The organism is Actinoplanes sp. 13 (genome assembly GCF_056134165.1).
Window position 1 is genome coordinate 49,147 of record NZ_JBVYOQ010000023.1, and the last position, 21,472, is coordinate 70,618.

The following is a 21,472-nucleotide window of genomic DNA, read 5'->3' on the forward strand; positions in this document are numbered from 1 at the left end:
CGTCACGATGAGCCCCACCTCACCCGCCACGCCGAACGAAGTCGACTCGCCACGCCATCGGAACGCCGGGACCACCGAGTTCGCGCGGGTGCGGCCCGGCCAGCTCGCCGACAACCCCCGCAACCCGGTGCAACGCATCGAAGACCTCGAGGACATGGCGAACGTCGCCGAGTACGGCATCCTCCAGCCCATCCTCGTGACGACCCGCGAGAACTTCCTCAAGGACAACGAGAAGGACAACGAGGTGCTCGCCGCTGCCATCGGCGACGCGCCGTACGTGATCCTGGCCGGACACCGGCGCAAGGCGGCGGCCCTCGAGTACGGCCTCGAGGAGGTGCCGGTGCACATCCGGCACGACCTGAGCGCCAACGGCGGCGACGCCATCGTTCGGCTCCTGGAGAACCTGAGCCGCATGGCGCTCGATCCCATCAGCGAGGCACTCGACTACCAGCGTCTCCGCGACGAGAACGGGTTGCCCGTCCGCGACATCGCGAGACGGTTGCACATCAAGTCCCACTCCGTCGTCTCGAAGCGCCTGAAGTTGCTGACGCTGCCGACGTCGCTCCAGGAGGCGATCGCCGACGGCCGACTGCGCGTCACCGACGCGGAGGCGCTGGGCGGAAGGCTGGACGCCGACGAACTCAAGGTGCAGGCGTGGGAGCTCATGAGCACTCGCGGTCTGGCCGCCGCGCAGGCGATCGCGGAGGTGCTGCGGCGACCGCACCGCAGAGATCCGTCCGAGGGCCGGCAGAAACGCAGCGCCGACAGCCCCCCGGAGTCATCGAACGACGGGACGGATCCGGACGCCGACGGTTCCGAGCTCGACGCCTCCCAAAGATCGACGGAAGCCCGATTCGGCGCTTGCCAGCGCCTGGCAGCCCAGCGAGTCGAGTCGGACGACGCCATGCAGTTGGTCGCCTACTACGCGGTGAACGGCCCTTCGGCACATCGTGATGCGGTACGGCTCGCCCACCGCTGGCTGCGTCACGCCGGGCTGGGTGCGGCCGAGGCCGGCGACCCGATGACCTTTCTCGCCATGGTGCCCCCCGAGGACGTGGTGCACGTGGCGTTCGTAATCGCGGTCGCCGCCGACGAAACACGCATGCGCGACCACCGCCGAGCCTGGGACCGCCGCGACCTCGCCCATCTGCGCCGCCTCGAAGCCGCCGGCCACGTCCCCAGCGACTGGGAACGCCGCCGCTCCGAAACCGTCTGACCCACGATCACGCACCACTTGGCCCCACCATCACCGCGCCGGCTCGGACCGTACCAACGCAAGCCTTCGACCCATGACGGGCTAACCGCACCCGAACTGCAAACCGCCAGAGGCGAGGGCGCAACCGCAAGCGGACCGCGAACCGCGACCATCCGGGGGATAACCGAGAGCGGGCGGCGAACCGCAACCACCGTGAGGCGGGGTTTCCGGGGGCTCGGCCCCGGAGCAGACAACCAAAACGGCCCCCGGTTCGCGCTTTCCGCGAACAGGGGGCCGCCAGGCAGTGGAGGTGCCGGGAATCGAACCCGGGTCCTTCGTTGCTTCGTCAGGGCTTCTCCGAGCGCAGCTCACTAAGTCCTTACTCGACCCTCCGGCTCACGTGAGCAAGTCCGGACGACGGGCCCAGTCGCTGATTAATCTCGCCGTGCGGTCCCCGCGACCGGGACCGGTTGGCCAACCTCCTAGCTGATGCCGGAAGTCTGGGACGGAGGTGTTCCCAGCCCGACAGAGTCGCTACTCGCCTCAGGCGGCGAGAGCGAACTCAGCGCGATTGTTATCGGCGCTTATAAGTTTCCGACGACCGATTCTCGAGACGACGTCGGCTTCCTCGGCTCGCTTCCCCTGTCTCCACGTACGAAGTCGAAACCAGTCACCCCCTGGTCATTTGGTACAGCCTGTCAATCTTAGCTCACGTTGCAGCTGCCGCCACTGATGGTGCAGCCGGTGGCCCGGGAGCTGGTGTCGCCGCCCTTGTCGGCCTGGAAGCCGGCGTTGATCGTGGCGCCGGGGGCGAGGGCGGCGCCGCGCAGGGTGATCCGGTCGCCGCCGCCTTCGCCGGTGGAGTTCCAGGCGTTGCGCAGGCGCAGGTCGGCGCCGGAGCGGAAGGTGATCGTGACGGTGAAGTCGTGTGCCACCGAGCCGGTGTTGACGATCCGCACGTTGCCGATGAGTCCGCCACGCCACGAGGCGCTGGTGCTGTAGGTGGCTTCCAGGTCGTCAGCCGGCGGCGGGGGTGGCGGTGGGGTGGAGGTGCGCGCCGGTGACGGGCTGGTGCTGGCGGCCGACGGCTTGGGCGACTTCGACTTCCTGGGCGTGCGGGACGGCGACGGTGACGGTGACATCGAAGCCGACGGGGAGGTCACGGCGACGGAGACGGAGGCTGAGGGCGCCGGGGTTGCGGGCGAGCTGGGCGGGAGGGTGCTTTCCACGGCTTGCAGGTCGGCGACGGGCAGACCGGAGGGTTGGACGATCACCGGGTTGTCGCCGGCGTTCGCGGGTCCACCGGCACGGATGGCGACCCAGGCGACGAGCGCAACCAGGACGGCCGCGGCGGAGCCGAGGATCAGGCGTGCCGGGGTCAACTGTCGAACGGAGTGCTTGGACAACGACCGGGTCTCCTCGGAAGGGGGGCAAGAAGATCAGCCCGCGGAGAATACCGGTCAGTCACGTCCCTTGGCACGGCGGCCCATTGCCCGATTGATCTCGCGCTGGGCGTCGCGTGCCGCCATGTCCTGGCGCTTGTCGTAGCTCTTCTTGCCCTTGGCGACGCCGAGCTCGACCTTGGCGTACCCGTTCTGGAAGTAGACGGAGAGCGGCACCAGCGTGATGCCGTCGTCGCGCAGCCGGCCCCGCACCTTGTGGATCTCTTCGCGGTTGAGCAGCAGCTTGCGGACCCGGCGCGGCTCGTGGTTGGTCCACGTGCCCTGCGTGTATTCCGGGATGTGCATGCCGTGCAGGAAGAGCTCGCCGTCCTTCTCGTGGCCGAACGCGTCGACCAGCGAGGCTCGCCCGGCGCGCAGCGACTTCACCTCGGTGCCGGTGAGCACCATCCCCGCCTCGTACGTGTCCACGATGGCGTAGTCGTGAAACGCCTTGCGGTTGGAGGCGACGAGCTTGCGCCCCTGTTCGCGTGGCATGTCACAAGATTACCTCGCGCCTCAGCAGAGGCAGCCGGGGAGGTAGTCGAGCGGGTTCCGCGGCACCCCGCCGAACCGGGTCTCGAAGTGCAGGTGTGCCCCGGTGGAGGCGCCGGTGCTGCCGACCCGGCCGATCACCTGGCCCCGTCGCACGTAGTCGCCCGGGCCCACGTACATCCGGGACTGGTGTGCGTAACAGGTCGTGAAGCCGTACCCGCTGAGCCGCCCGTGGTTGATGCAGGTGTACTGCCCGTAGCCGCCGTTCCAGCCGGCCTGGATGACCCGGCCGGAGGCCGCCGCACGGATCGGGCTGCCGGAGCCGGCGGCGAAGTCGGTGCCGGCGTGGAGCTGCCAGACGTGGTAGTACGGGTCGTAGCGATTGCCGAAGTCGCTGCTCTTCCAGCCCTGCACCGGCATGGCGAGCCGGCCCCCGCCGTAACTGCCGGTGTTGCCGGCCCGGGCCTCCCAGCCGCGCAGGCTGGACTGGACCCGCCGTTCGGCGACGACAGCGGCACGGTACTGCGCGAGCACCGAGGACCGCTGGGCCTGCGCGGCGCTGAGCGCGGTGCGCCGGGCGACGATCAGATTGTCGAGCGCCTGGCGGGCCCGCACAGCGGCGGCTTGCGCGTCCTTGGCGGCGCGCAGCTTGTCCGCGGCGGCACGCTCGGTCTCTTCGGCCGCGAGCTTGGCGGCGGCGGCGCGGTCGTGGGCGGCGCGGGCTTCGCGTCGAGCGCCGACGAGGGTACGAACTTCGGCCTGCTCGTGATCCATCAGTTGGTCGACGAGTCCCAGGCGGTCCATCAGGTCCTGCGGCCCGCCCGCCGACACCAGCACGTTGAGCCGCGCGAAACTGCTGCCCATGTAGCTGGCCGCGGCGATCTCGTCGACCCGGTCGCGGGCCTCCTGCACGCGTTCGGCGGCGATCGCGTAGTGGCCGGCGACCCGGCCGAACTCCTGGCGCGCCGCGTCGGCGCGCCGGCGGGCGGTGGTGGCCTCGACCTGGGTGGCGACGACCACGCCACGGGTGGTCGCCACGTGGTGCTGGGCGGCCGGCAGCGAGGCGGTGGCACGGGCCAGGTTGCGGGCGGCGGTCCGCGCGGCTGCGCTGGCGTTCTCCAGCAGCGCCTCCGCCTTGCGGACCGCCCGCGCGGCGTCGTCGCCCCGGTCGGAGGCGACCGGAGCGGGAGCAACCAGGACCGGAGAAGCCACGACCGGACCAACCAGGACCGGAGCAGCCAGGACCGGAGCAACCAGGACCGGAGCAGCCAGGACCGGAGCAACCAGGACCGGAGCAGCACCGGCCGCGGCCGGGACCGCCGGCGTCAGGCCGGCGGCGCTGAGCAGGCAGAGGCAGGCGGCGAGCAGGAGCTCAGATCGGCGATACCTCACGAGGAGTCACCGTACTCTGACTAAACGCCCGTATCACCGTAAATCGCCCGACGGCCGCGATCCCGTACAGAGATCGCGGCCGTCGGTCGTACGCCCGATGTGTGTGTCAGACCTTGAGGTAGAACCGCAGGGTGACCCAGGCAGTGACCGCGCTGACCAGGGCACCGACGCCGGCGAGCACGGGCAGCATGAGCCACACGTTGCTGGACGGGATCGGCGTCAGGATCGTGGTCAGGGCCTGCAGCTTGTTGTCGAGCAGGACCACCTTGCCGACGAAGAGCGCGACGAAGCCGAGGATCGCGCCGACCAGGCCGGCGACCACCGCCTCCAGCACGAACGGCGCCTGGATGAACCAGTTCGAGGCGCCGACCAGCTTCATGACCGCGACCTCACGCCGCTTGCTGTACGCCGCCACCTGGATGGTGTTACCGACCAGCAGCAGCGCCGCGAACGCCATCACCGCGGCGACGACCAGCGACATCAGCTGGATCGAGTTGAAGATGTTGAACACCTTGTCCAGCAGGGTTCGCTGGTCGATGATCTGCCGGATGCCGGGCAGGCCCTCGATCGCCTGAGCGAACTCGGTGTACTTCTCCGGATTGGTCAGCTTCACCCGGTACGACTCGGGCAGGCTCTCCGGGCTGATCGAGTTGACGAAGTCGGGCGAGTCCTTCCAGAGCAGCTTGAACCGCTCGAAGGCCTGCTCCTTCGTCTCATGCGTCATGGTCTCGACGATGGGACTCGACTCGATCGTCTGGTTGATCGCCGCCTTCTGCGGCTCGGTGACGTCCTCGGCGAGGAAGACCGAGACCTCGATCTTGTCGTAGTAGAAGTCCTTCATCTGGTCGACCTGCATGTACATCAGCACGCTGGCGCCGAGCATGGTCAACGAGACCGACATGGTGATGATCATGGCGATCGTCATCGTGACGTTTCGCCACAGGCCCACCAGGACCTCATTGAGGACGTACTTCACGCGCATCGGGGGGATCCTTCCAGGACTCCGCGTGGTGCTGTTTCAGCTGTCGACAGGGGGGCGGAGCCGGGCCTAACCGTAGACACCACGGGCCTGGTCCCGGACGATGCGCCCACTCTCGATCTCGATGACCCGCCGGCGCATCTGGTTGACGATGTTCGAGTCGTGCGTGACCATCACGACCGTGGTGCCGGTCCGGTTGATCCGGTCCAGCAGGCGCATGATCTCGATCGAGGTGTCCGGGTCGAGGTTACCCGTGGGCTCGTCGGCCAGCAGGATCAGCGGCCGGTTGACGAACGCCCGGGCCACCGCGACACGCTGCTGCTCACCACCGGAGAGCTCGTGCGGGTAACGGTGCTCCTTGCCGCCGAGGCCGACCAGCTCGAGCACCTCGGGGACGACCCGGCGGGCCACCGCCTGCGTCTTGCCGATCACCTCGAGGGCGAAGGCCACATTCTCGTACGCCGTGCGGTTGGGCAGCAGGCGGAAGTCCTGGAACACGCAGCCGATCGAGCGGCGGAAGTGCGGAACCTTCCAGGACCGCAACGTGGTCACGTCCTTCGCGTTCACCACCACCTTGCCACGGGTCGGCGCGACCTCATGGAGGAGCAGCTTGATGATCGTCGACTTGCCGGAACCGGAGGGGCCGATGAAGAAGACGAACTCACCCTTCTCGATCCCGACGCTGACATTGTCCAACGACGGCCGAGACGCCTTCGGATACGTCTTCGTCACGTTCTCGAGCTGAATCACGGGACTGGAGTCTACGCGGTGTAACGAAATCGCCAAGCCCGCCGGGGGCCGGAATATTTACGACCTGCGGTAACAGTGAAACCGGGCGCCCCCCGCCTGACCTAGCGTTCAGGCGGGGTAGCACTGGGTGACGAAATCTCCTAAGCGGAGATCTGCTTCTGCTTCCGCCACCGGATGCCTGCCTCGATGAACCCGTCCACGTCGCCGTCGAAGACCGACGAAGGGTTACCGACCTCGAACTCGGTCCGCAGATCTTTCACCATCTGGTAGGGGTGCAGCACGTACGAACGCATCTGGTCCCCCCACGATCCGGTGGTGTCCTGCTTGAGGCCGGCCATCTTGGCCTCCTCCTCCTGGCGCTTGCGCTCCAGCAACCGGGCCTGGAGGACGCGCAGGGCGGACGCCTTGTTCTGCAGCTGGGACTTCTCGTTCTGGCAGGTCACCACGATGCCGGTGGGAATGTGCGTGAGCCGCACCGCCGAGTCGGTGGTGTTGACGCTCTGCCCGCCGGGGCCGGAGGACCGGTAGACGTCGGTGCGGATCTCGTTGTCCGGGATGTCGATGTGGTCCGTCTGCGCGACGACCGGCATCACCTCGACGCCGGCGAAGCTGGTCTGCCGCCGGCCCTGATTGTCGAACGGGCTGATCCGGACCAGCCGGTGGGTGCCCGACTCGACGCTCAAGGTGCCGTACGCGTACGGCACCTTGACGGTGAAGGTGGCGGACTTGAGGCCTGCCTCCTCCGCGTAGGAGGTCTCGTAGACCTCCGTCGGGTAGCCGTGCCGCTCGGCCCACCTCAGGTACATCCGCATGAGCATCTCGGCGAAGTCGGCCGCGTCCACACCACCGGCGCCGGCCCGGATGGCCACCAGGGCCTCGCGGGAGTCGTACTCACCGGAGAGCAGGGTGCGGACCTCCATCTCCTCGATGGCCTTGGTCAGCGTGGTGATCTCATCGCCGACCTCGGCAACCGAGCCGGCGTCACCTTCGGCCTCGGCCATCTCCAGGAGCAGCGCGGCGTCGTCGAGACGCGAGCGCAGCCGCTCCAGCTTGGAGATCTCACCCGAGACGTACGACAGACGGCTGTTGACCTCCTGCGCACGTGCCTGGTCGTCCCAGAGGTCCGGCGCGGAGGCCTGGTCCTCGAGGTCGGCCTTGTCCCTGCGCAGCTTGTCGACGTCCAGGACGTTCTCGATGTTCCGGAGGATGGCGTCAAGGGCCTTGAGTTGCTCGGGGAAGTCGGCAGCTGTCACGACAATCAAGACTACGCCGCCCGGTCGGCTCACCGCCCGGGCGGGCGCATGTCAACTCGACGGAACGGCCTTGAGCCAGCTGAGCGCGGCCTTGTGATAGGCCACCGCGAACTCGAGAGCCGCGGCGCCGTACGGGTCGCCGTTCTTCTTGGCCTCTTTGGCCTGCTCCTTGGCCATCGCCATGGCCTCCGCGTGGTAGGAGTTGGCGCTGGTGTAGAGCTCCTGCAACTGGTCTCCGCTGTGCTGCTGGCCGAAGGCCACCCGAAGCGCTATCGGATTGCGCAGAGCGTCCCGGCCGGGAGACTCGGCGAGCCACCGGCTGAAGGCGCGCTTGCCGGCGGCGGTGATGGCGTAGGGCTGACTGGATCGGGGACCCGGCTTGCCGAGGCGGACATACCCCATTTCGGCCAGTACGGGAAGTTCGCGGTAGACCTGGCTCCGCGTCATCGACCAGTAGGGCCCGAGGCGGCGTTCGGCGGCCGCCATCAACTGGCCACCGGTCATCGGCCCCTCGTGGAGGAGGCCGAGAAGTGCAGCCGCCGTCGGGTTGATTTGGAAGTCGGGCATGCCTTCTAAGCTGCCACTTTGTGGCTCCGCCGTCCAGGATTTCGCCTGATCCGTCCAGTTTGCGTCTCCACAAACGACTGTCCCGCACAGACAGTCCGACAACGAGCGTGCCTCCCGGGCGATTTGCTCTCCGGGAGCGAGTTGACCAGGTAAAATGGAGCAGTTAAACGGTCAGACGACGCATCCGAGGCAGGAAACACCGAAAAACCGGCGAACCGGTCATGCACAATAAGACAATCAGCTCATGTGCGGATACTGCCAGCGGACCGTGCAACCGCGGCGTTTCAAGATCGATTCGGACTTGTCCCCCACTGCGCGGCCCCATTTGTCCATCGTCGCACCTCACGGGCGGCCGGTCCGGGCGCCGCAGCTTCGCCGGTTACCCTGACCCCCATGACTGAGCGCCCGACCGCCCCGGAGTCCGTCGAGGAGTCCCGGATCTCCGCGGCGCTTCTCGCGGCGGCCGCCCTCGCCTGGACGGCGGCGATGATCTGGTCCGCCCGGGTCACCATCACCGGTCGCGCGAGCGCCGAGATGGAGGTCACCTCCACGGCGTACGCACTGCCCGGCGCCGTCTCGGCCGGTCTGGTCGCCGGCGCCGCCGTGGCGCTGCTGGCGCTCTCGCTGCTCAGCGGCCGCCGAGCCCTCGGGGCCACCACCCGGTTCGCCGTCGCCACCGCCGCCGGCCTGCTGGTCGGCCTCCTCTGCGCGGTGCCGATCATCACGATCAACACGGCCGGCTCGCTCTATGCGATCGTCGCCGGCACCGTGGCCGCGGCCGCCACGATCGGCGGCGCGATCGGCGGCTTCCGCATTCCGCCGGTGATCGCCTCCGCCGCGACCGCCGCCGTCGCGGTCTTCGTGATCGGCTTCGTGCTCAACCTCTTCCAGGGACCGGTGCTCGACCTGCTCGGCGCGGACGACACCGAGTCGTCGGCGCAGGCGGCACAGTGGTTCACCTACGGCCAGGCGGCGGTCGGCGGTCTGGCGGCCGGCCTGATCGCCTACGTGATGCTGCGCCGCGTCCACCGTCGCACCGGTGGCGACGACCTGCGCTGGCCGATGTACGCGCTGGCCGGCGCCGGGCCCGGCCTGATCGTGGTGATCGGCGAGATGCTGTCGCGGACGGCCGGCTCCGAGGTCCTCGAGCTGGCCGGGCGGGTCAGCCCGATGGACCTGCTGGCGCAGCAGATCCTCAGCAACGCGCGGCTCAACAGCGGGCTCATCGTGCTCTTCGTCGGGGCGATCACGGCGATCTTCGCGGTCGGGCGGACCCTCTCGGCCACCGACGACGAGGACGACGACGAGACGGAGAACGACGGGCCCGAGAGCAACCCGCGCCTGGCCGACGGGCGCGGGGTCGACGGGGACGGTGACGACGGGCACGCGGGCGACGGGCGCGAGGCCGACGGGCGTGGGGGCGACGGGCGCGAGGCCGACGGGCGTGAGGGCGACGGCGTGCGGCGCGACGGGGACGGGGACGATGCGGCCGGGGGCGGGACCGGCAGAGGTCAGGTCAGCTCGTCCAGCTCGGAGACGGCGTACCACTCCAACTCGTGATCCTCGGCGCCGTCGACGGTGAACTGGGCGTCCGGGTCACCGGCCAGCGCCTCGTCGACCACCTCGGCGGCGGCGGCGACCGCCTCGGCCGCGTCGGCGCTGTCGATGTGGATGCTCGCCACCTCCTTCAACGACACCGGCTGCGGCAACCGCACGGTGCTCGACCCCAGCTCGGTCTCCTCGCGGACGAGACTGGCGGCCGGCACGTCGGCCGAGACCACGACCCGGCGGCGCGGGGCCGCGTGATCGTGCCGCAGCAGCTGCAGGGCGCCCTGGGCAGCGCGGGTGAAGGCGACGTACTCGAGCTCCTCCTCGTCGCCCTCCGCGTACCACTCGCGCAGCGCGGGAGTGACCGCGTGCGCGACCGTCGCGCCCTCGCCGAGCTGCCCGGAGGCCTTGAGCGCCGAGAGCATCGGCACGGTGGCCGGCAGGTAGACCCGGACCAACTCGGTGATCGGCACTTTCTTCTCCTGTGCTCCAGTTCGGATGACGACCAGTACATTGCACCAGGCGACTCACGGCGCCGCTGACGCGGGCAGGATGCCCACCGAGCGTCGGTCCCTGTCGGAGGCAAACGGTGGCAAACTGAGGCTGTGGAGCCTCGTTTCCTGATGCTGTCCGACGTCGCGGCCGAGCTGAACGTCTCGGACTCGCAGGTCTATCACATGGTCCGCAGCGGTGAGCTGCCCGCCATCAAGATCGGCGGGCGCGGTCAGTGGCGTGTGGAGCGAGCCCGGCTGGAGGAATACATCCAGCGGAAATATGCGGAGACGGCGGCCTGGGTGCGGGAGAACCCGATGACCGAACGCGAGCCCGAGTGACCCGTTTTGCGCCTCTTCCCGGATCGATGGCGACGCATTGACCAGCCGTCCGGCGAGAGAGAACTATCGAGGCTGTCAGAAGCAAACGGAGGCAAACGTAAGGATTGGCTATGCGGTCGACGGTCGAGATTGCACCCGGCGGGCCGCGGCCGGCGATCCGCCTGCGCCCGGTCCCCCGGTTCGAGCCGCCGTTCGACGACGAGTTGGCGCCCCAGGTCTGGGCGGCACGGCAACTGCCGCTGGACTGGTCGGTCCCTCCGCCGGGTCCGGAGCCTGCCGGTCCTGACGACCCGGCCACCGGCGGTCCGCTGCGGCCGGTGGCCGCGGGCGCGTCGAGCGACGCCAAGCTGGCGGTGCGGCGGTTCGTGCACCTCTGTGTCGAGGTCCTCAACGGATACCGGCCGGCCGGTCACCTGCGGCGGCTGGCGCGGCCGGCGGACGCGGCGGACGTGGTGGCCCAAGGGCTGGCGGGCGCGCGGCGGGTGACCGAGATGCGCAACGCCGGCCGGGCAGGTGGCCGGCGGCCACGACGGCCGGCGCCGGTGGCTGTGCTACGGGTCCGGCTCTGCGAGCCACGGCCAGGAGCGGTGGAGGCCGCGGTCGTTCTGCTCATCGGCGAGCGGACCTGGGCGATGGCGCTGCGGCTGGAGCTTCATCAGCAGAGTTGGGCAGCCACGACCATGCGCCTGATCTGACCCGGAAACCCCCGGGGCGGCCGGTGAGCGACACAGGCGGCGGACGTCCCGGGCTCGACCCCGAGAACCAGCGCCCGCGCCGGGCCGCCCCACGCCCGACCCCGACGAGAACCAGCACCCGCGCGGCGCGCCGCCCCCGGCTCCACCCCGACGAGAACCGGCGGCCGCGCAGCGATGGAAGCTGCGCGGCCGCCGGTGGACGAACCTTCAGTGCTGCGTGCCGGCGGCGGATCGGAGCCACCGGCGTGCGGGCCGGGACAGGATCAGGCAGGGCCGCCCGGCGCGCCGTGGCAGCGCTTGTACTTCTTGCCGGAGCCGCAGTAGCAGGGCGCGTTCCGGGACGGGCCGTTCGACTCCGAGGCGGCACCCGAGCGCGCGGACCGGGCCCCGGTGTGGGCAGGGCTGGCCGGGACCGGTGAGTTGCCGAGGCCGAGAGGCGCCGAGCCGGGCTGCGGCTGCTGCTGGATCACCGGGCGGCCGGCGCCGGCCTCGCCGTCGATGGCCGGGGCCGTGTACTGCAGGTTCTGCTGGCGGCCGGGACCGCCGAGCCCCTTGGCGCGCACCTCGACCCGCTCCGGCTCGCCGCCGTCCGTGTCGTCGGCACCGACCTTGGGAATCTCGTACGCCTGGGTGGGGTCGACGTTGATGGTGGGCTGCTCCTCGACCTGGACCTCCAGGTTGAAGACGAAGCCGACGGCCTCCTCCTTGATGCCCTCCATCATCTGGTTGAACATGTCGAAGCCCTCGCGCTGGTACTCGACCACCGGGTCGCGCTGCGCGTACGCCCGCAGGCTGATGCCTTCCTGCAGGTAGTCCATCTCGTAGAGGTGCTCGCGCCACTTGCGGTCGATCACCGCGAGCAGCACCTGACGCTCCAGCTCACGCAGCGCCTCGGCGCCCAGCTCGTCCTCGCGGGCCTGGTACGCCGCCTGCGCGTCCTGCTTGAGCTGCTCGACGAGGAAGTCGTGGTCGATGGTGTTCCGCTCGCCACCGGCCTCGGCCACCAGGTCGTCGACGGTGAGGGTGACCGGGTAGAGCCGCTTCAGGTTGGTCCAGAGCTGCTCCAGGTCCCAGTCCTCGGCGAAGCCCTCGGAGGTCGCGCCGGAGACGTAGTCCACGATCACGTCGTCGATCATGTGGGTGACCTGCTCGTGCATGTCCTCGCCGGCGAGCACCCGACGGCGCTCGGCATAGACGACCTGGCGCTGCTTGTTGAGCACCTCGTCGTACTTCAGGACGTTCTTCCGGATCTCGGCGTTCTGCGCCTCGATCTGGGTCTGCGCGCTGCGGATCTGCCGGGTCACCATCTTGGACTCGATCGGCACGTCGTCCGGGATGTTGAAGCGCTCCATGACCGCCTCGACCGCGCCCGCCCGGAACCGCTTCATCAGGTCGTCCTGCAGCGACAGGTAGAACCGGGACTCGCCCGGGTCACCCTGCCGGCCGGAGCGACCGCGGAGCTGGTTGTCGATGCGGCGGGAGTCGTGCCGCTCGGTGCCGAGCACGTAGAGCCCGCCGGCGGCCTGCACCTCGGCGGCCTCCAACTCGCAGGCCTCCTTGACGGCCGGCATGACCTCTTCGAGCGCCTTCGCGTACTCCTCCGGGTTCTCCACCGGGTCGAGACCGCGCTGGGCCAGCTCGGCCGCGGCGAGGAAGTCCGGGTTGCCGCCGAGCAGGATGTCGGTGCCACGGCCGGCCATGTTGGTGGCGACGGTGACCCCGCCCTTGCGGCCGGCCTGCGCGATGATCGTGGCTTCCTGCGCGTGGAACTTCGCGTTCAGCACGCTGTGCGGGATGCCGCGCCGCCGCAGCAGCGTGGACAGGATCTCCGAGTTCTCCACCGAGACCGTGCCGACCAGCACCGGCTGGCCGGTGGCGTGCCGCTCGGCGATGTCCTCGATGACGGCGTCGAACTTCGCCTTCTCGGTCTTGTAGATGACGTCCGGGTGATCGATGCGGATCATCGGGCGGTGGGTCGGGATGCTGACGACGCCGACCTTGTAGACGCTGTTGAACTCGCCGGCCTCGGTCTGCGCCGTACCGGTCATGCCGCCGAGCTTGTCGTAGAGGCGGAAGTAGTTCTGCAGGGTGATCGTGGCAAGAGTCTGGTTCTCCTGCTTGATCTCCACACCCTCCTTCGCCTCGATCGCCTGGTGCATGCCCTCGTTGTAGCGGCGACCGTGCAGGATGCGGCCGGTGAACTCGTCGACGATCAGGACCTCGCCCTCGGGGCTGACGATGTAGTCCTTGTCGCGCTTGTAGAGCTCCTTGGCCTTGATGGCGTTGTTCAGGTAGCCGACGAGCGGGGTGTTGACCGACTCGTACAGGTTGTCGATGCCGAGCCGGTCCTCGACCTTGGCGACGCCCCGCTCGGTGATCGCGACGGTCCGCTTGGCCACGTCGACCTCGTAGTCGCCCTCGCCGTCCTTGCCCGGCTGGAGCCGGTTGACGATCTGGGAGAACTCGCCGTACCACCGGGCGGAGTGCTCGGCCGGGCCGGAGATGATCAGCGGGGTCCGGGCCTCGTCGATGAGGATCGAGTCGACCTCGTCGACGATCGCGAAGTGGTGCCCGCGCTGCACCAGCTCGGCTTTCGACCACGCCATGTTGTCGCGCAGGTAGTCGAAGCCGAACTCGTTGTTCGTCCCGTACGTGATGTCGCACTGGTACGCCGCGCGGTGCTCGGCGGCCGGCCGGTTCGGCAGGATCACGCCGACCGACAGGCCGAGGAACACGTGCACCCGGCCGACCCACTCGGCGTCACGCTGGGCGAGGTAGTCGTTCACCGTGATGATGTGCACGCCCTTGCCGCTCAACGCGTTGAGGTAGGCCGGGAACACACCGGTCAGGGTTTTGCCCTCACCGGTCTTCATCTCCGGGATGTTGCCGAAGTGCAGGGCGGCGCCACCCATGAGCTGAACGTCGTACGCCCGCTGGCCGAGCACCCGCTTGGCGCCCTCCCGGGCCACCGCGAACGCCTCGGGGAGCAGCGAGTCCAGCGACTCGCCCTCCTCGTACCGTTCCTTGAACTGCTGGGTGCATTCGCGCAACTCGTCATCGGTCAGGTCGACGTAGTCGTCCTCGATCGAGTTGACCGCGTCAGCGATCGCCTTGAGCCGGCGCACCATGCGGCCTTCGCCGGCGCGGAGGATCTTTTCCAAAATCGACACGGGTCAACGCTCCCCTAGACAGTCTGCCGAACCATCGTAGGCACCTTCGCCCGAGACCGGTGACCCCAGCCTCCAGCTAATCGCCCAAAAAGCGTGAAACGTGTTGGTTAGTTCGCTGATAGCGCAGCCCTCGACACGTTCCAACTCGTTTGAAGGTCGGGCGCGTCCCGGCAAGGATGGTCCCTGTGGATCACATCCAGGACGGAATCCGGCTGCGCGACCGCCGCCCGGCAGACACGGCGGCCCTCGCCGGCGCACGGCAGGACCCGGCCCTGCGCCGGTTCCTGAGCCGGGTGGCCGAGGGCAGCCCGGAGAACGACAGCGGTCACGTCATCGCCGACGCGGAGACCGACGAGCCGCTCGGCGGGGCCGGCCTGGAACCTGCGGGGACCGGGCGCGGACAGGGCGAGGTGACGTTCTGGGTCGCCCCGGAGGCACGCCGGCGCGGCGTCGCCACAGCGGCGCTCAAAGCCTTGACGGGGTACGCGTTCAGCACCGGCCTGGAGCGGCTGGAGCTGCTGATCCAGTGGGACAACCCGGTGGCCCAGCGGGTGGCGCTGTCGGCCGGGTACACCCGCGAGGGCGTCCGCCGCGGCGCCGTCCCCAACCCGGCCGGCGGCCGGGACGACCTGCTGGTCTACGCCCGCCTGACCGGCGACTCCGGCGAACCGGCGACCCGGCTGCTCCCGGACCTGCCGGGTGGGGAGCTCAGCGACGGCGTGGTGACGCTGCGCCCGATCGGCGAGCGGGATGTCGACTTCTACACCGAGCTGCACAATCTGCGCGACGTGATCGACACCAGCGTTCCGCCGGTGCGCAAGAGCGCCGCCGAGATCCACCGGCGCTGTTACCGGGCGGCGGCGCAGTGGCTGGCCGGCAACAGCGCCGACCTGGTCATCGTCGACGCCGCCACGGGCGCGGACGCCGGCGAGATCTCGCTCTATTACCAGGAGCCGCCGACCGGTCAGGCGATGATCGGGTACAGCATGCTGCCGGCGTTCCGCGGGCGTGGCATGGCGACCCGGGCCACCCAGCTTCTCTCGTTGTGGGCGTTCGCGGAGACCGGCATCGTCCGCCTGATCGCCGGCGCGCTGCCCACCAACATCGGTTCGCAACGCGTCCTGGAGAAGGCGGGCTTCCAGCGCGAGGCGTACCTGCGGTCGCGGCTGCCCGGCGCGGACGGCGCCCGCAACGACGACGTGCAGTTCGTCCTCCTCGCCGGAGACCTGCTGAAACAGGCCTCCGGCGAGGGCTGATCAGACAGCGAGACTCAGGATGCCGTAGTCGTAGCCACGACGCCGGTACACGACGCTGGGCCGGCCGCTCTCCTTGTCCAGGAACAGATAGAAGTCGTGGCCGACCAGCTCCATCTGGAAGAGCGCATCGTCGACGGTCATCGGCTCAGCCGCGTGTTCCTTCTCCCGGACGATGCGCCACGGCTGGTCCTCGTCGTGCTCGGCCAGCTCTTCGACAGATGGTTCGGCGGTCAGCGTGGCGGTGCGGCTCGTCAGGTCGGTCGGCAGGTTCGCGGTGGCCGCTGCGACGGAGACCGGCGCGTGCCGCCCGCGGTGGACGCGACGGCGGTCGGCGGAACGCCGCAACCGGCCGTCGAGTTTGTTGATGGCGCAGTCCAGGGCTGCATAGAAGTCTTGTGCCTGTGCCTCGGCGCGGATCACCGGGCCCTTGGTGAGAACCGTGATCTCGACGCGCTGGCAGGTGTCGGACTGTCGCGGATTGCGTTCGTGGAACAACTCCACGTCGGCCCTCATCAGCTTCTGGTCGTAACGCTCGACCTTGCTCAGCTTGTCGGCGACATGCTCTCGATAGTGGTCGGGAACCTCTACGTTGCGGCCCTTGACGACAATGTCCACTCGTGCCCTCCCCCAACGTGTTCTTCGTGCCGGCGCCGTGACACGGCGCCTCGTGCAGCTCAGGGAAACCAGCCGCGTGACTAGCCACCGACGCGGCCGAAAGGGTGAGACGACTCCTTTCCGGTGCGGCGAACAGATGTTCCGGCGCCTCCGGTGGCGGGCAAGTTCGCGCGCTTACCCTCGTCACCTAGACGCTAACCTGCGTCCGCCCGCCCGTCACCCCTCGTTCGGGATACCGGAAGGCTGACGTTCGCCTCTGGCGGTGTCCCGGACGGCGGCGCGGTCACCCGCGGGGGCCGCTCCCGCGCAGTCGCGTGGCAGCGAGCACCGCAGCACCTGTGACCTGCATCTCCGCCTCCTCAAGACGGCGAACCACCGCGGTCAGTGTCGCCCCGGTGGTGACGATGTCGTCCGTCACCACCAGCGTGCTCCTGATCCGGCTGCCGCGTCGGGGAACGCTGATACGCGGCACCATTCGCAGGGAATTGCCAGCAACGATCAACCGTTCGGCAGCGTCAAGCGACGTGGAGTCAGGACGCGGCAGGGCCTGCAGCGGCTGCAGAACGCTTACCGCGTACCCCGAGGAGGCCAGACGTCGCGCGGCGTGCCGGGCGATCCGGGCCATGTGATCACCGTGGCGTTCCCGCCGGGCCGCGGCCGTCGACGGCACCGGGACCAGCGTCACCGGGCGATCGGGCGGGGCGATCGCCGCGACGGCGCCGGCCAGCAGGGCGCCGAGCGGCCGGGCCAGCCGGTGCCGGCCCTTCTCCTTGTACGCCAGGAGCGCCCCGCGCAACGGCCCCGCGTACTCCCCCACCGTCACGCAGTCCGGAAAGCCGGGCGGCGGCGGGCTCGGAGCCGCCGGACGCGGCCGCAGCGCCTCCAGCGCCAGCACACAGTCCGCGCAGGCGCCCCGGGCCAGCCGGACCCGCTCGGCGCCGCATCCCGCGCAGGCGCCCGGGAGCACCAGGTCGGCCAGTTCGCCGAGGAGCGCGGCCACCATCGCGGCGGCGCTAACTGAGGAAGAACGGCGCGGTGGGGCGCCGTCCGGGCGGCGGCTCGGCCGGCTTGTCCGCCAGGTCGCCCACCTCGATCGGGTTGGCGCTGGAGAACGCGTCCCAGGCCGTGGTGGTCATGAACGTAACCGACCGGGCATGGTATTCGTTTGTCACCGGGTTGGCGGGATAGACCGCCAGATAGCTGACCAGCGTGTCACCGATGTCGGGGAGCCGCTGCGACTCGAGCGCGCCGTCGATCGAGACGTCCATGATCGCGACCCGGCCGGCCCGCCGGGTGCCCGCCACCGTCAGCCAGCTCTCGCTGCTGAAGCCGACCGCGGTGACGGTGACGAGCGGTGGGTGCAGTTGCTCGGCGTCGACCAGCGAGACGCCGTCGCCGCTCACCACGAGGGACGCCCGGTAGAGCCGGTCGCCGGCGACCAGCGCCACCCGGTGCCCGTCCGGGGCGACCGCCACCGAACTGATCCGGCCGGTGCCGCCGGTCCACGGCACCAGCCGGGCCGGGCCGCCCTCCGCACGGAAGCTGTAGAGCCGGCCGTCCGCGACGACCAGGCCGACCGAGCCCTCCACCGCGTCATCCGGAGTGATCGCCCAGGTCGGGTAGGCCGCGCCGGACGGCAGGCCGGTGACCGGGCGCAGGGTGGCGTCCTGGTTCAACGGGGCCGCGCCGACCCGCAGGCCGGCGCCGGTCACCATGGCCACGAAGGCGTGTGTGGTGGACGCCGCGAGCCCGGCGGTGCGCACGTCCTTGTTCGCCGCGGCCGGGATCGCCGGCACCGCCGCCTCCGGGCGCAGCGAGTCGGCCAGGCGGACCACCCGGCCGTCGTAGACCGCGAACCGCTCCGGCGCCGAGCTCAGTTGATAGGCCGCGTTGCTGGACCAGTAGTCGTTCGACGAGAACTGCTGGCTCTCCTGATGCCCGATCTTGAGCTCCAGGACGCCGGGGAGCAGATGCCGCAGGGACCACTGGAGCTGCCGGCGCAGCCGGTCCAGCGCCTCGGGGGTGCCCTCGGTCGGCAGCGCCTGCGCGTTCAGGTTGATCTGAAGACGGTCCCGGACCGAGAAGACCTTGCCGATCATGGCGGTCTCCTGCGGCAGCACTTCGACCGCGTTCCGCAGCCACGGCGACGGCCCGTCGATCAGCCAGCTGAGGATGATCGTCGGCTCCTGCTCGTCCGGCACCTCGTCGAGCATGTAGCGCACGTCCGGAACCAGGCCGGTGCGCTCGCTGTTCCAGAAATAGATGGTCCGCTCGACGTAGTTCACGTTCAGCGCGGTGTTGGTGATCAGCAGGAAGTCGGGGGCGTCGGCGACGAAGAGCCCGTCGCTGTCGCTCTCCTCGAGGATGATCTCGTAGTTGCCCTCGACCGGCTCGGGCGACGGCTCCAGGATGCCGTTCTTACCGAGCGTGCCGATCAACTCGTACGGCACCTTGACGCGCTGTTCACCCGGCGTGACCAGAGGGTCGGCAGTCAGCCGGATCACCCGCGGGGCACTGGCCGGTTTGAACTTCGCCTGCGCCTGCGGGGTCATGAAGTCCTTCACCCGGTCGGCTGCCGTGTCGTAGTCGCCCGCGGCCGCGCCCAGGTAGTTGGTGATGAACTGGCCCCAGTCGCGGGAACTGGTCCGGTCGGGCCGCGACCAGGTGCCGTCGTTACCGCTGGAGATGCCGGTCGACGGCCCCGGCCCGGCGTCGGTCACCCCGGTGCCGTCCGGGATGCCGCAGCCACCGAGCCCCACCACGAGCAGGAGGGCGGCGACCGGGACGATCAGCGGCAGCGGACGGCGCATCAGCCCACCTCCGCGGGCTCGACGGACGCGGCATCACCGGCGCCGGCCTCGACGGCCGCCGGGCGGTCCCGCGGGATCAGCGGCAGCGGCGCCGCGACCAGCCGGTCACCGGCCCGCACCGGCAGGGTCAGCCGGAACTGGGCACCCTCCCCCGGCGCGCCCCACGCCTCCAGCCAGCCACCGTGCAGCCGGGCGTCCTCCACGCTGATCGACAGGCCCAGCCCGGTGCCGCCGGTCTGCCGGGCCCGGGACGGGTCGGCCCGCCAGAACCGGTTGAAGACCAGCCGCTCCTCGCCGGGTTTCAGCCCGATCCCGTAGTCGCGCACCGTGACGGCGACGGCCGCCTCGTCGGTGGCCATGGTGATCACGACCGGTTTCGCCTCGGCGTGCTCGACCGCGTTGCCGACCAGGTTGCGCAGCACCCGCTCGACCCGGCGCGGATCCACCTCGGCGATCACCGGGATGTCCGGCAGGCGCAGCTCCACCTCGACGCCGGCCCGCTCGGCCAGGCCGGCCAGGCGCTCGGCGACCCGCTGCACGATCGGCACCAGGTCGGTGTGCTCGGCGTCCAGCGCGGCGAAGCCGGCGTCGAACCGGCTGATCTCCAGCAGGTCGGTGAGCAGGTCCTCGAACCGGTCCAGCTCGGCCTGGAGCAGCTCGGCGCTGCGGGCCACCGCCGGATCGAACTCGTCGCGCTCCGAGAAGATCAGGTCGGCGGCCATCCGCACGGTCGTCAACGGTGTCCGCAGCTCGTGCGACACGTCCGAGGTGAATCGCCGCTGCAGCCGGGACATCTCCTCGAGCCGGACGATCTGCCGCTGCAGGTTGGCCGCCATCTGATTGAACGCGGCGGCCAGCAGGGCCAGGTCGTCCTCGCCGTCGACCTTCATCCGCTGGTCGAGCAGGCCGGCCGAGAGCCGCTGGGCGGTCCGCGCGGCGACCCGGACCGGGGTCACCACCAGGCGGGTGACCAGGCCGGCCACCACACCGAGCAGCATCACCAGGGCCAGGCCGGTGGCCAGCACGGTGGTGCGGATCAGGTTGGCGTCCTGGTCCTCGGAGCTGAGCGGCACCATGTAATAAAGCTCGAGGTGACCGAACTTGGTGGGCACCGGGGAGCCGTACACCAGGTATTTGACGGGGGTGCCGTTGATCTCGGCAGTCCGGATCTGGTGTGCGACCCGGCTGGACTCGGCGACGGTCCGGACCATCTCCGGGGTGACCAGGCCGCGGGTGTCCACGTCCGCCGGCAGCGTCACCGGCGTGATGCCCGGGTAGTTGGCGGCCCGGATCGAGACGACCGAGCCGCCGTCCTCCGCCGGGTCACCGTCGAACAGCTCGTTGACCGTGGCGTTGATGGTGTTCGGCAGCTCCGGGTCCTGCGCCTGCGGATGCACGGTCAGCTGGTTGGACGCCCACTCCACCTTGGTGCTCAGCGCGGTGGCGGTGTCGTCCTGGGTCCGGCTGAGCAGGATCTCGGCGCTGCGGTCCGCGATGAACCACCCGAAGGTGCCGACCAGCAGGCTGGACGCGACGAGGGTGAGCGTCACCACCCGCAGTTGCAGCGACCGGCGCCAGGCCCGGCGGGCGGGCGCCGTGTATTGCTGGAAGCGGCGCACGAACATGCGCCAGTAGCGCCGCACCACCCGGAGGGCGCGGCGCACGGGCATCGGGAGCCAGGCCGGAGCACGCATTACGCGGCAAGGTTAGCCGCTGGCACCGACTAGCCGGTGCCCGCCTTGTAGCCGACACCACGAACCGTCAGGATGATCTCCGGCCGCTCGGGGTCCGGCTCGATCTTCGCGCGCAGCCGCTGGACGTGCACGTTGACCAGGCGGGTGTCGGCGGCGTGCCGGTATCCCCAAACCTGTTCCAGCAGCACCTCGCGGGTGAAGACCTGGCGCGGCTTGCGGGCCAGCGCGACCAGCAGGTCGAACTCCAGCGGGGTCAGCTTCACCTCTTCGCCGTCGCGGGAGACGGTGTGCGCGGGCACGTCGATGGTGATCTGGTTGCCGGGTGGCCCGATGGTGAGCATCTCCGGCGCGGCGTCCTCGCCCCGGCGCAGCCGGGCCCGCATCCGGGCCACCAGCTCCTTGGGCTTGAACGGCTTGACCACGTAGTCGTCGGCGCCGGACTCCAGGCCGAGCACCACGTCCACGGTGTCGCTCTTGGCGGTCAGCATGACGATCGGGATGCCCGACTCGGCGCGGATGGCCCGCGCCACGTCGATACCGCTCATCCCGGGGAGCATCAGGTCCAGCAGGACGATGTCCGGACGGTTCTCCCGGAAGGCGGCCAGGGCTCGCTCCCCGTCGGCCACGAACGAGGGCAGGAAGCCCTCACTGCGCAGGACGATGCCGAGCATCTCGGCCAACGCGGGATCGTCGTCGACGACCAGTACCCGGGCTCTCATGCGGTCCAATATTGCACTGTCGTCCCAGCCTTCGCGCTACCTGGGGGTCGATCTTGTGAGAA

The 21,472-nt window shown here is 69.9% G+C and carries 18 protein-coding genes, 1 other RNA gene and 2 pseudogenes; 5 read left to right on the forward strand and 16 right to left on the reverse strand.

The window, feature by feature from the left end; all coding sequences use genetic code 11:
• Nucleotides 1-7: 7 nt before the first annotated feature.
• Nucleotides 8-1,216 carry a ParB/RepB/Spo0J family partition protein gene (locus AC0NH5_RS32565; RefSeq protein ID WP_474410771.1) on the forward strand — a complete coding sequence of 403 codons (1,209 nt, stop codon included), beginning with the start codon at nucleotides 8-10 and terminating at the stop codon, nucleotides 1,214-1,216.
• A 281-nt stretch (nucleotides 1,217-1,497) separates the two neighbouring features.
• Here the strand turns inward: AC0NH5_RS32565 and ssrA are convergent.
• The 8 genes from ssrA to AC0NH5_RS32605 all read right to left on the reverse strand — a co-directional run bounded on the left by ssrA (nucleotide 1,498) and on the right by AC0NH5_RS32605 (nucleotide 8,070).
• Nucleotides 1,498-1,873: a transfer-messenger RNA gene (ssrA, locus tag AC0NH5_RS32570) on the reverse strand.
• Nucleotides 1,874-1,899: 26 nt separating this feature from the next.
• Nucleotides 1,900-2,577, reverse strand: coding sequence for a cellulose binding domain-containing protein (locus tag AC0NH5_RS32575; protein WP_474410772.1), 678 nt, complete (start codon nucleotides 2,575-2,577; stop codon nucleotides 1,900-1,902).
• Nucleotides 2,578-2,655: 78 nt separating this feature from the next.
• A complete protein-coding gene (gene smpB / locus AC0NH5_RS32580) occupies nucleotides 2,656-3,132 on the reverse strand; it encodes an SsrA-binding protein SmpB (protein ID WP_474410773.1) in 477 nt (158 codons plus the stop codon).
• Between the two features lie 21 nt (nucleotides 3,133-3,153).
• Entirely contained in the window at nucleotides 3,154-4,521 is a 1,368-nt protein-coding gene (locus AC0NH5_RS32585; protein WP_474410774.1) for a M23 family metallopeptidase, read from the reverse strand.
• A gap of 106 nt (nucleotides 4,522-4,627) precedes the next feature.
• Nucleotides 4,628-5,503: a permease-like cell division protein FtsX gene (gene ftsX / locus AC0NH5_RS32590; RefSeq protein ID WP_474410775.1), complete on the reverse strand. Its 876-nt coding sequence runs from the start codon at nucleotides 5,501-5,503 to the stop codon at nucleotides 4,628-4,630.
• Between the two features lie 66 nt (nucleotides 5,504-5,569).
• Nucleotides 5,570-6,250 carry a cell division ATP-binding protein FtsE gene (gene ftsE, locus AC0NH5_RS32595; RefSeq protein WP_378029420.1) on the reverse strand — a complete coding sequence of 227 codons (681 nt, stop codon included), beginning with the start codon at nucleotides 6,248-6,250 and terminating at the stop codon, nucleotides 5,570-5,572.
• 140 nt (nucleotides 6,251-6,390) lie between these two features.
• Nucleotides 6,391-7,503: a peptide chain release factor 2 gene (prfB, locus tag AC0NH5_RS32600; protein WP_474410776.1), complete on the reverse strand. Its 1,113-nt coding sequence runs from the start codon at nucleotides 7,501-7,503 to the stop codon at nucleotides 6,391-6,393.
• A gap of 51 nt (nucleotides 7,504-7,554) precedes the next feature.
• A complete protein-coding gene (locus AC0NH5_RS32605; protein WP_474410777.1) occupies nucleotides 7,555-8,070 on the reverse strand; it encodes a PadR family transcriptional regulator in 516 nt (171 codons plus the stop codon).
• Nucleotides 8,071-8,463: 393 nt separating this feature from the next.
• On the opposite strand from AC0NH5_RS32605, the gene AC0NH5_RS32610 reads away from it, so the two are divergent.
• The gene (locus AC0NH5_RS32610) at nucleotides 8,464-9,630 is read left to right on the forward strand and encodes a hypothetical protein (RefSeq protein ID WP_474410778.1); all 1,167 of its coding nucleotides are present in this window, start codon (nucleotides 8,464-8,466) and stop codon (nucleotides 9,628-9,630) included.
• On the opposite strand, the gene AC0NH5_RS32615 is transcribed toward AC0NH5_RS32610, so the two are convergent.
• Entirely contained in the window at nucleotides 9,582-10,043 is a 462-nt protein-coding gene (locus AC0NH5_RS32615) for a DUF6912 family protein (protein WP_474410838.1), read from the reverse strand. The genes AC0NH5_RS32610 and AC0NH5_RS32615 overlap by 49 nt on opposite strands.
• Before the next feature lie 198 nt (nucleotides 10,044-10,241).
• Between AC0NH5_RS32615 and AC0NH5_RS32620 the strand changes: the two genes are divergently transcribed.
• On the forward strand, nucleotides 10,242-10,451 hold the full coding sequence (locus tag AC0NH5_RS32620) for a helix-turn-helix domain-containing protein (RefSeq protein WP_474410839.1): 210 nt from the start codon (nucleotides 10,242-10,244) through the stop codon (nucleotides 10,449-10,451).
• 110 nt (nucleotides 10,452-10,561) lie between these two features.
• Complete coding sequence (locus tag AC0NH5_RS32625; protein WP_474410779.1) at nucleotides 10,562-11,146, forward strand: Rv3235 family protein; 585 nt, start codon at nucleotides 10,562-10,564, stop codon at nucleotides 11,144-11,146.
• 263 nt (nucleotides 11,147-11,409) lie between these two features.
• On the opposite strand, the pseudogene AC0NH5_RS32630 reads toward AC0NH5_RS32625, so the two are convergent.
• Nucleotides 11,410-11,715 (reverse strand): annotated as a pseudogene (locus tag AC0NH5_RS32630) (SEC-C metal-binding domain-containing protein); the annotation flags it as partial.
• Nucleotides 11,716-11,795: 80 nt separating this feature from the next.
• Nucleotides 11,796-14,316, reverse strand: a pseudogene (gene secA / locus AC0NH5_RS32635) (preprotein translocase subunit SecA); the annotation flags it as partial.
• A gap of 185 nt (nucleotides 14,317-14,501) precedes the next feature.
• Here secA and AC0NH5_RS32640 point away from each other — a divergent pair.
• Nucleotides 14,502-15,572 (forward strand): GNAT family N-acetyltransferase, encoded by a 1,071-nt coding sequence (locus AC0NH5_RS32640; RefSeq protein ID WP_474410780.1) that lies wholly within the window; start codon nucleotides 14,502-14,504, stop codon nucleotides 15,570-15,572.
• On the opposite strand, the gene hpf is transcribed toward AC0NH5_RS32640, so the two are convergent.
• The 5 genes from hpf to mtrA form a co-directional block, all read right to left on the reverse strand.
• The gene (gene hpf, locus AC0NH5_RS32645; protein ID WP_474410781.1) at nucleotides 15,573-16,187 is read right to left on the reverse strand and encodes a ribosome hibernation-promoting factor, HPF/YfiA family; all 615 of its coding nucleotides are present in this window, start codon (nucleotides 16,185-16,187) and stop codon (nucleotides 15,573-15,575) included.
• 283 nt (nucleotides 16,188-16,470) lie between these two features.
• Nucleotides 16,471-17,190 (reverse strand): ComF family protein, encoded by a 720-nt coding sequence (locus tag AC0NH5_RS32650; RefSeq protein WP_474410782.1) that lies wholly within the window; start codon nucleotides 17,188-17,190, stop codon nucleotides 16,471-16,473.
• A 10-nt stretch (nucleotides 17,191-17,200) separates the two neighbouring features.
• Nucleotides 17,201-18,997: an LpqB family beta-propeller domain-containing protein gene (locus AC0NH5_RS32655; RefSeq protein ID WP_474410783.1), complete on the reverse strand. Its 1,797-nt coding sequence runs from the start codon at nucleotides 18,995-18,997 to the stop codon at nucleotides 17,201-17,203.
• A complete protein-coding gene (gene mtrB / locus AC0NH5_RS32660; RefSeq protein WP_474410784.1) occupies nucleotides 18,997-20,667 on the reverse strand; it encodes an MtrAB system histidine kinase MtrB in 1,671 nt (556 codons plus the stop codon). The genes AC0NH5_RS32655 and mtrB overlap by 1 nt, the downstream gene beginning before the upstream one ends.
• Nucleotides 20,668-20,720: 53 nt before the next feature.
• Complete coding sequence (gene mtrA / locus AC0NH5_RS32665) at nucleotides 20,721-21,410, reverse strand: MtrAB system response regulator MtrA (protein ID WP_014688036.1); 690 nt, start codon at nucleotides 21,408-21,410, stop codon at nucleotides 20,721-20,723.
• Between the last annotated feature and the right edge of the window lie 62 nt (nucleotides 21,411-21,472).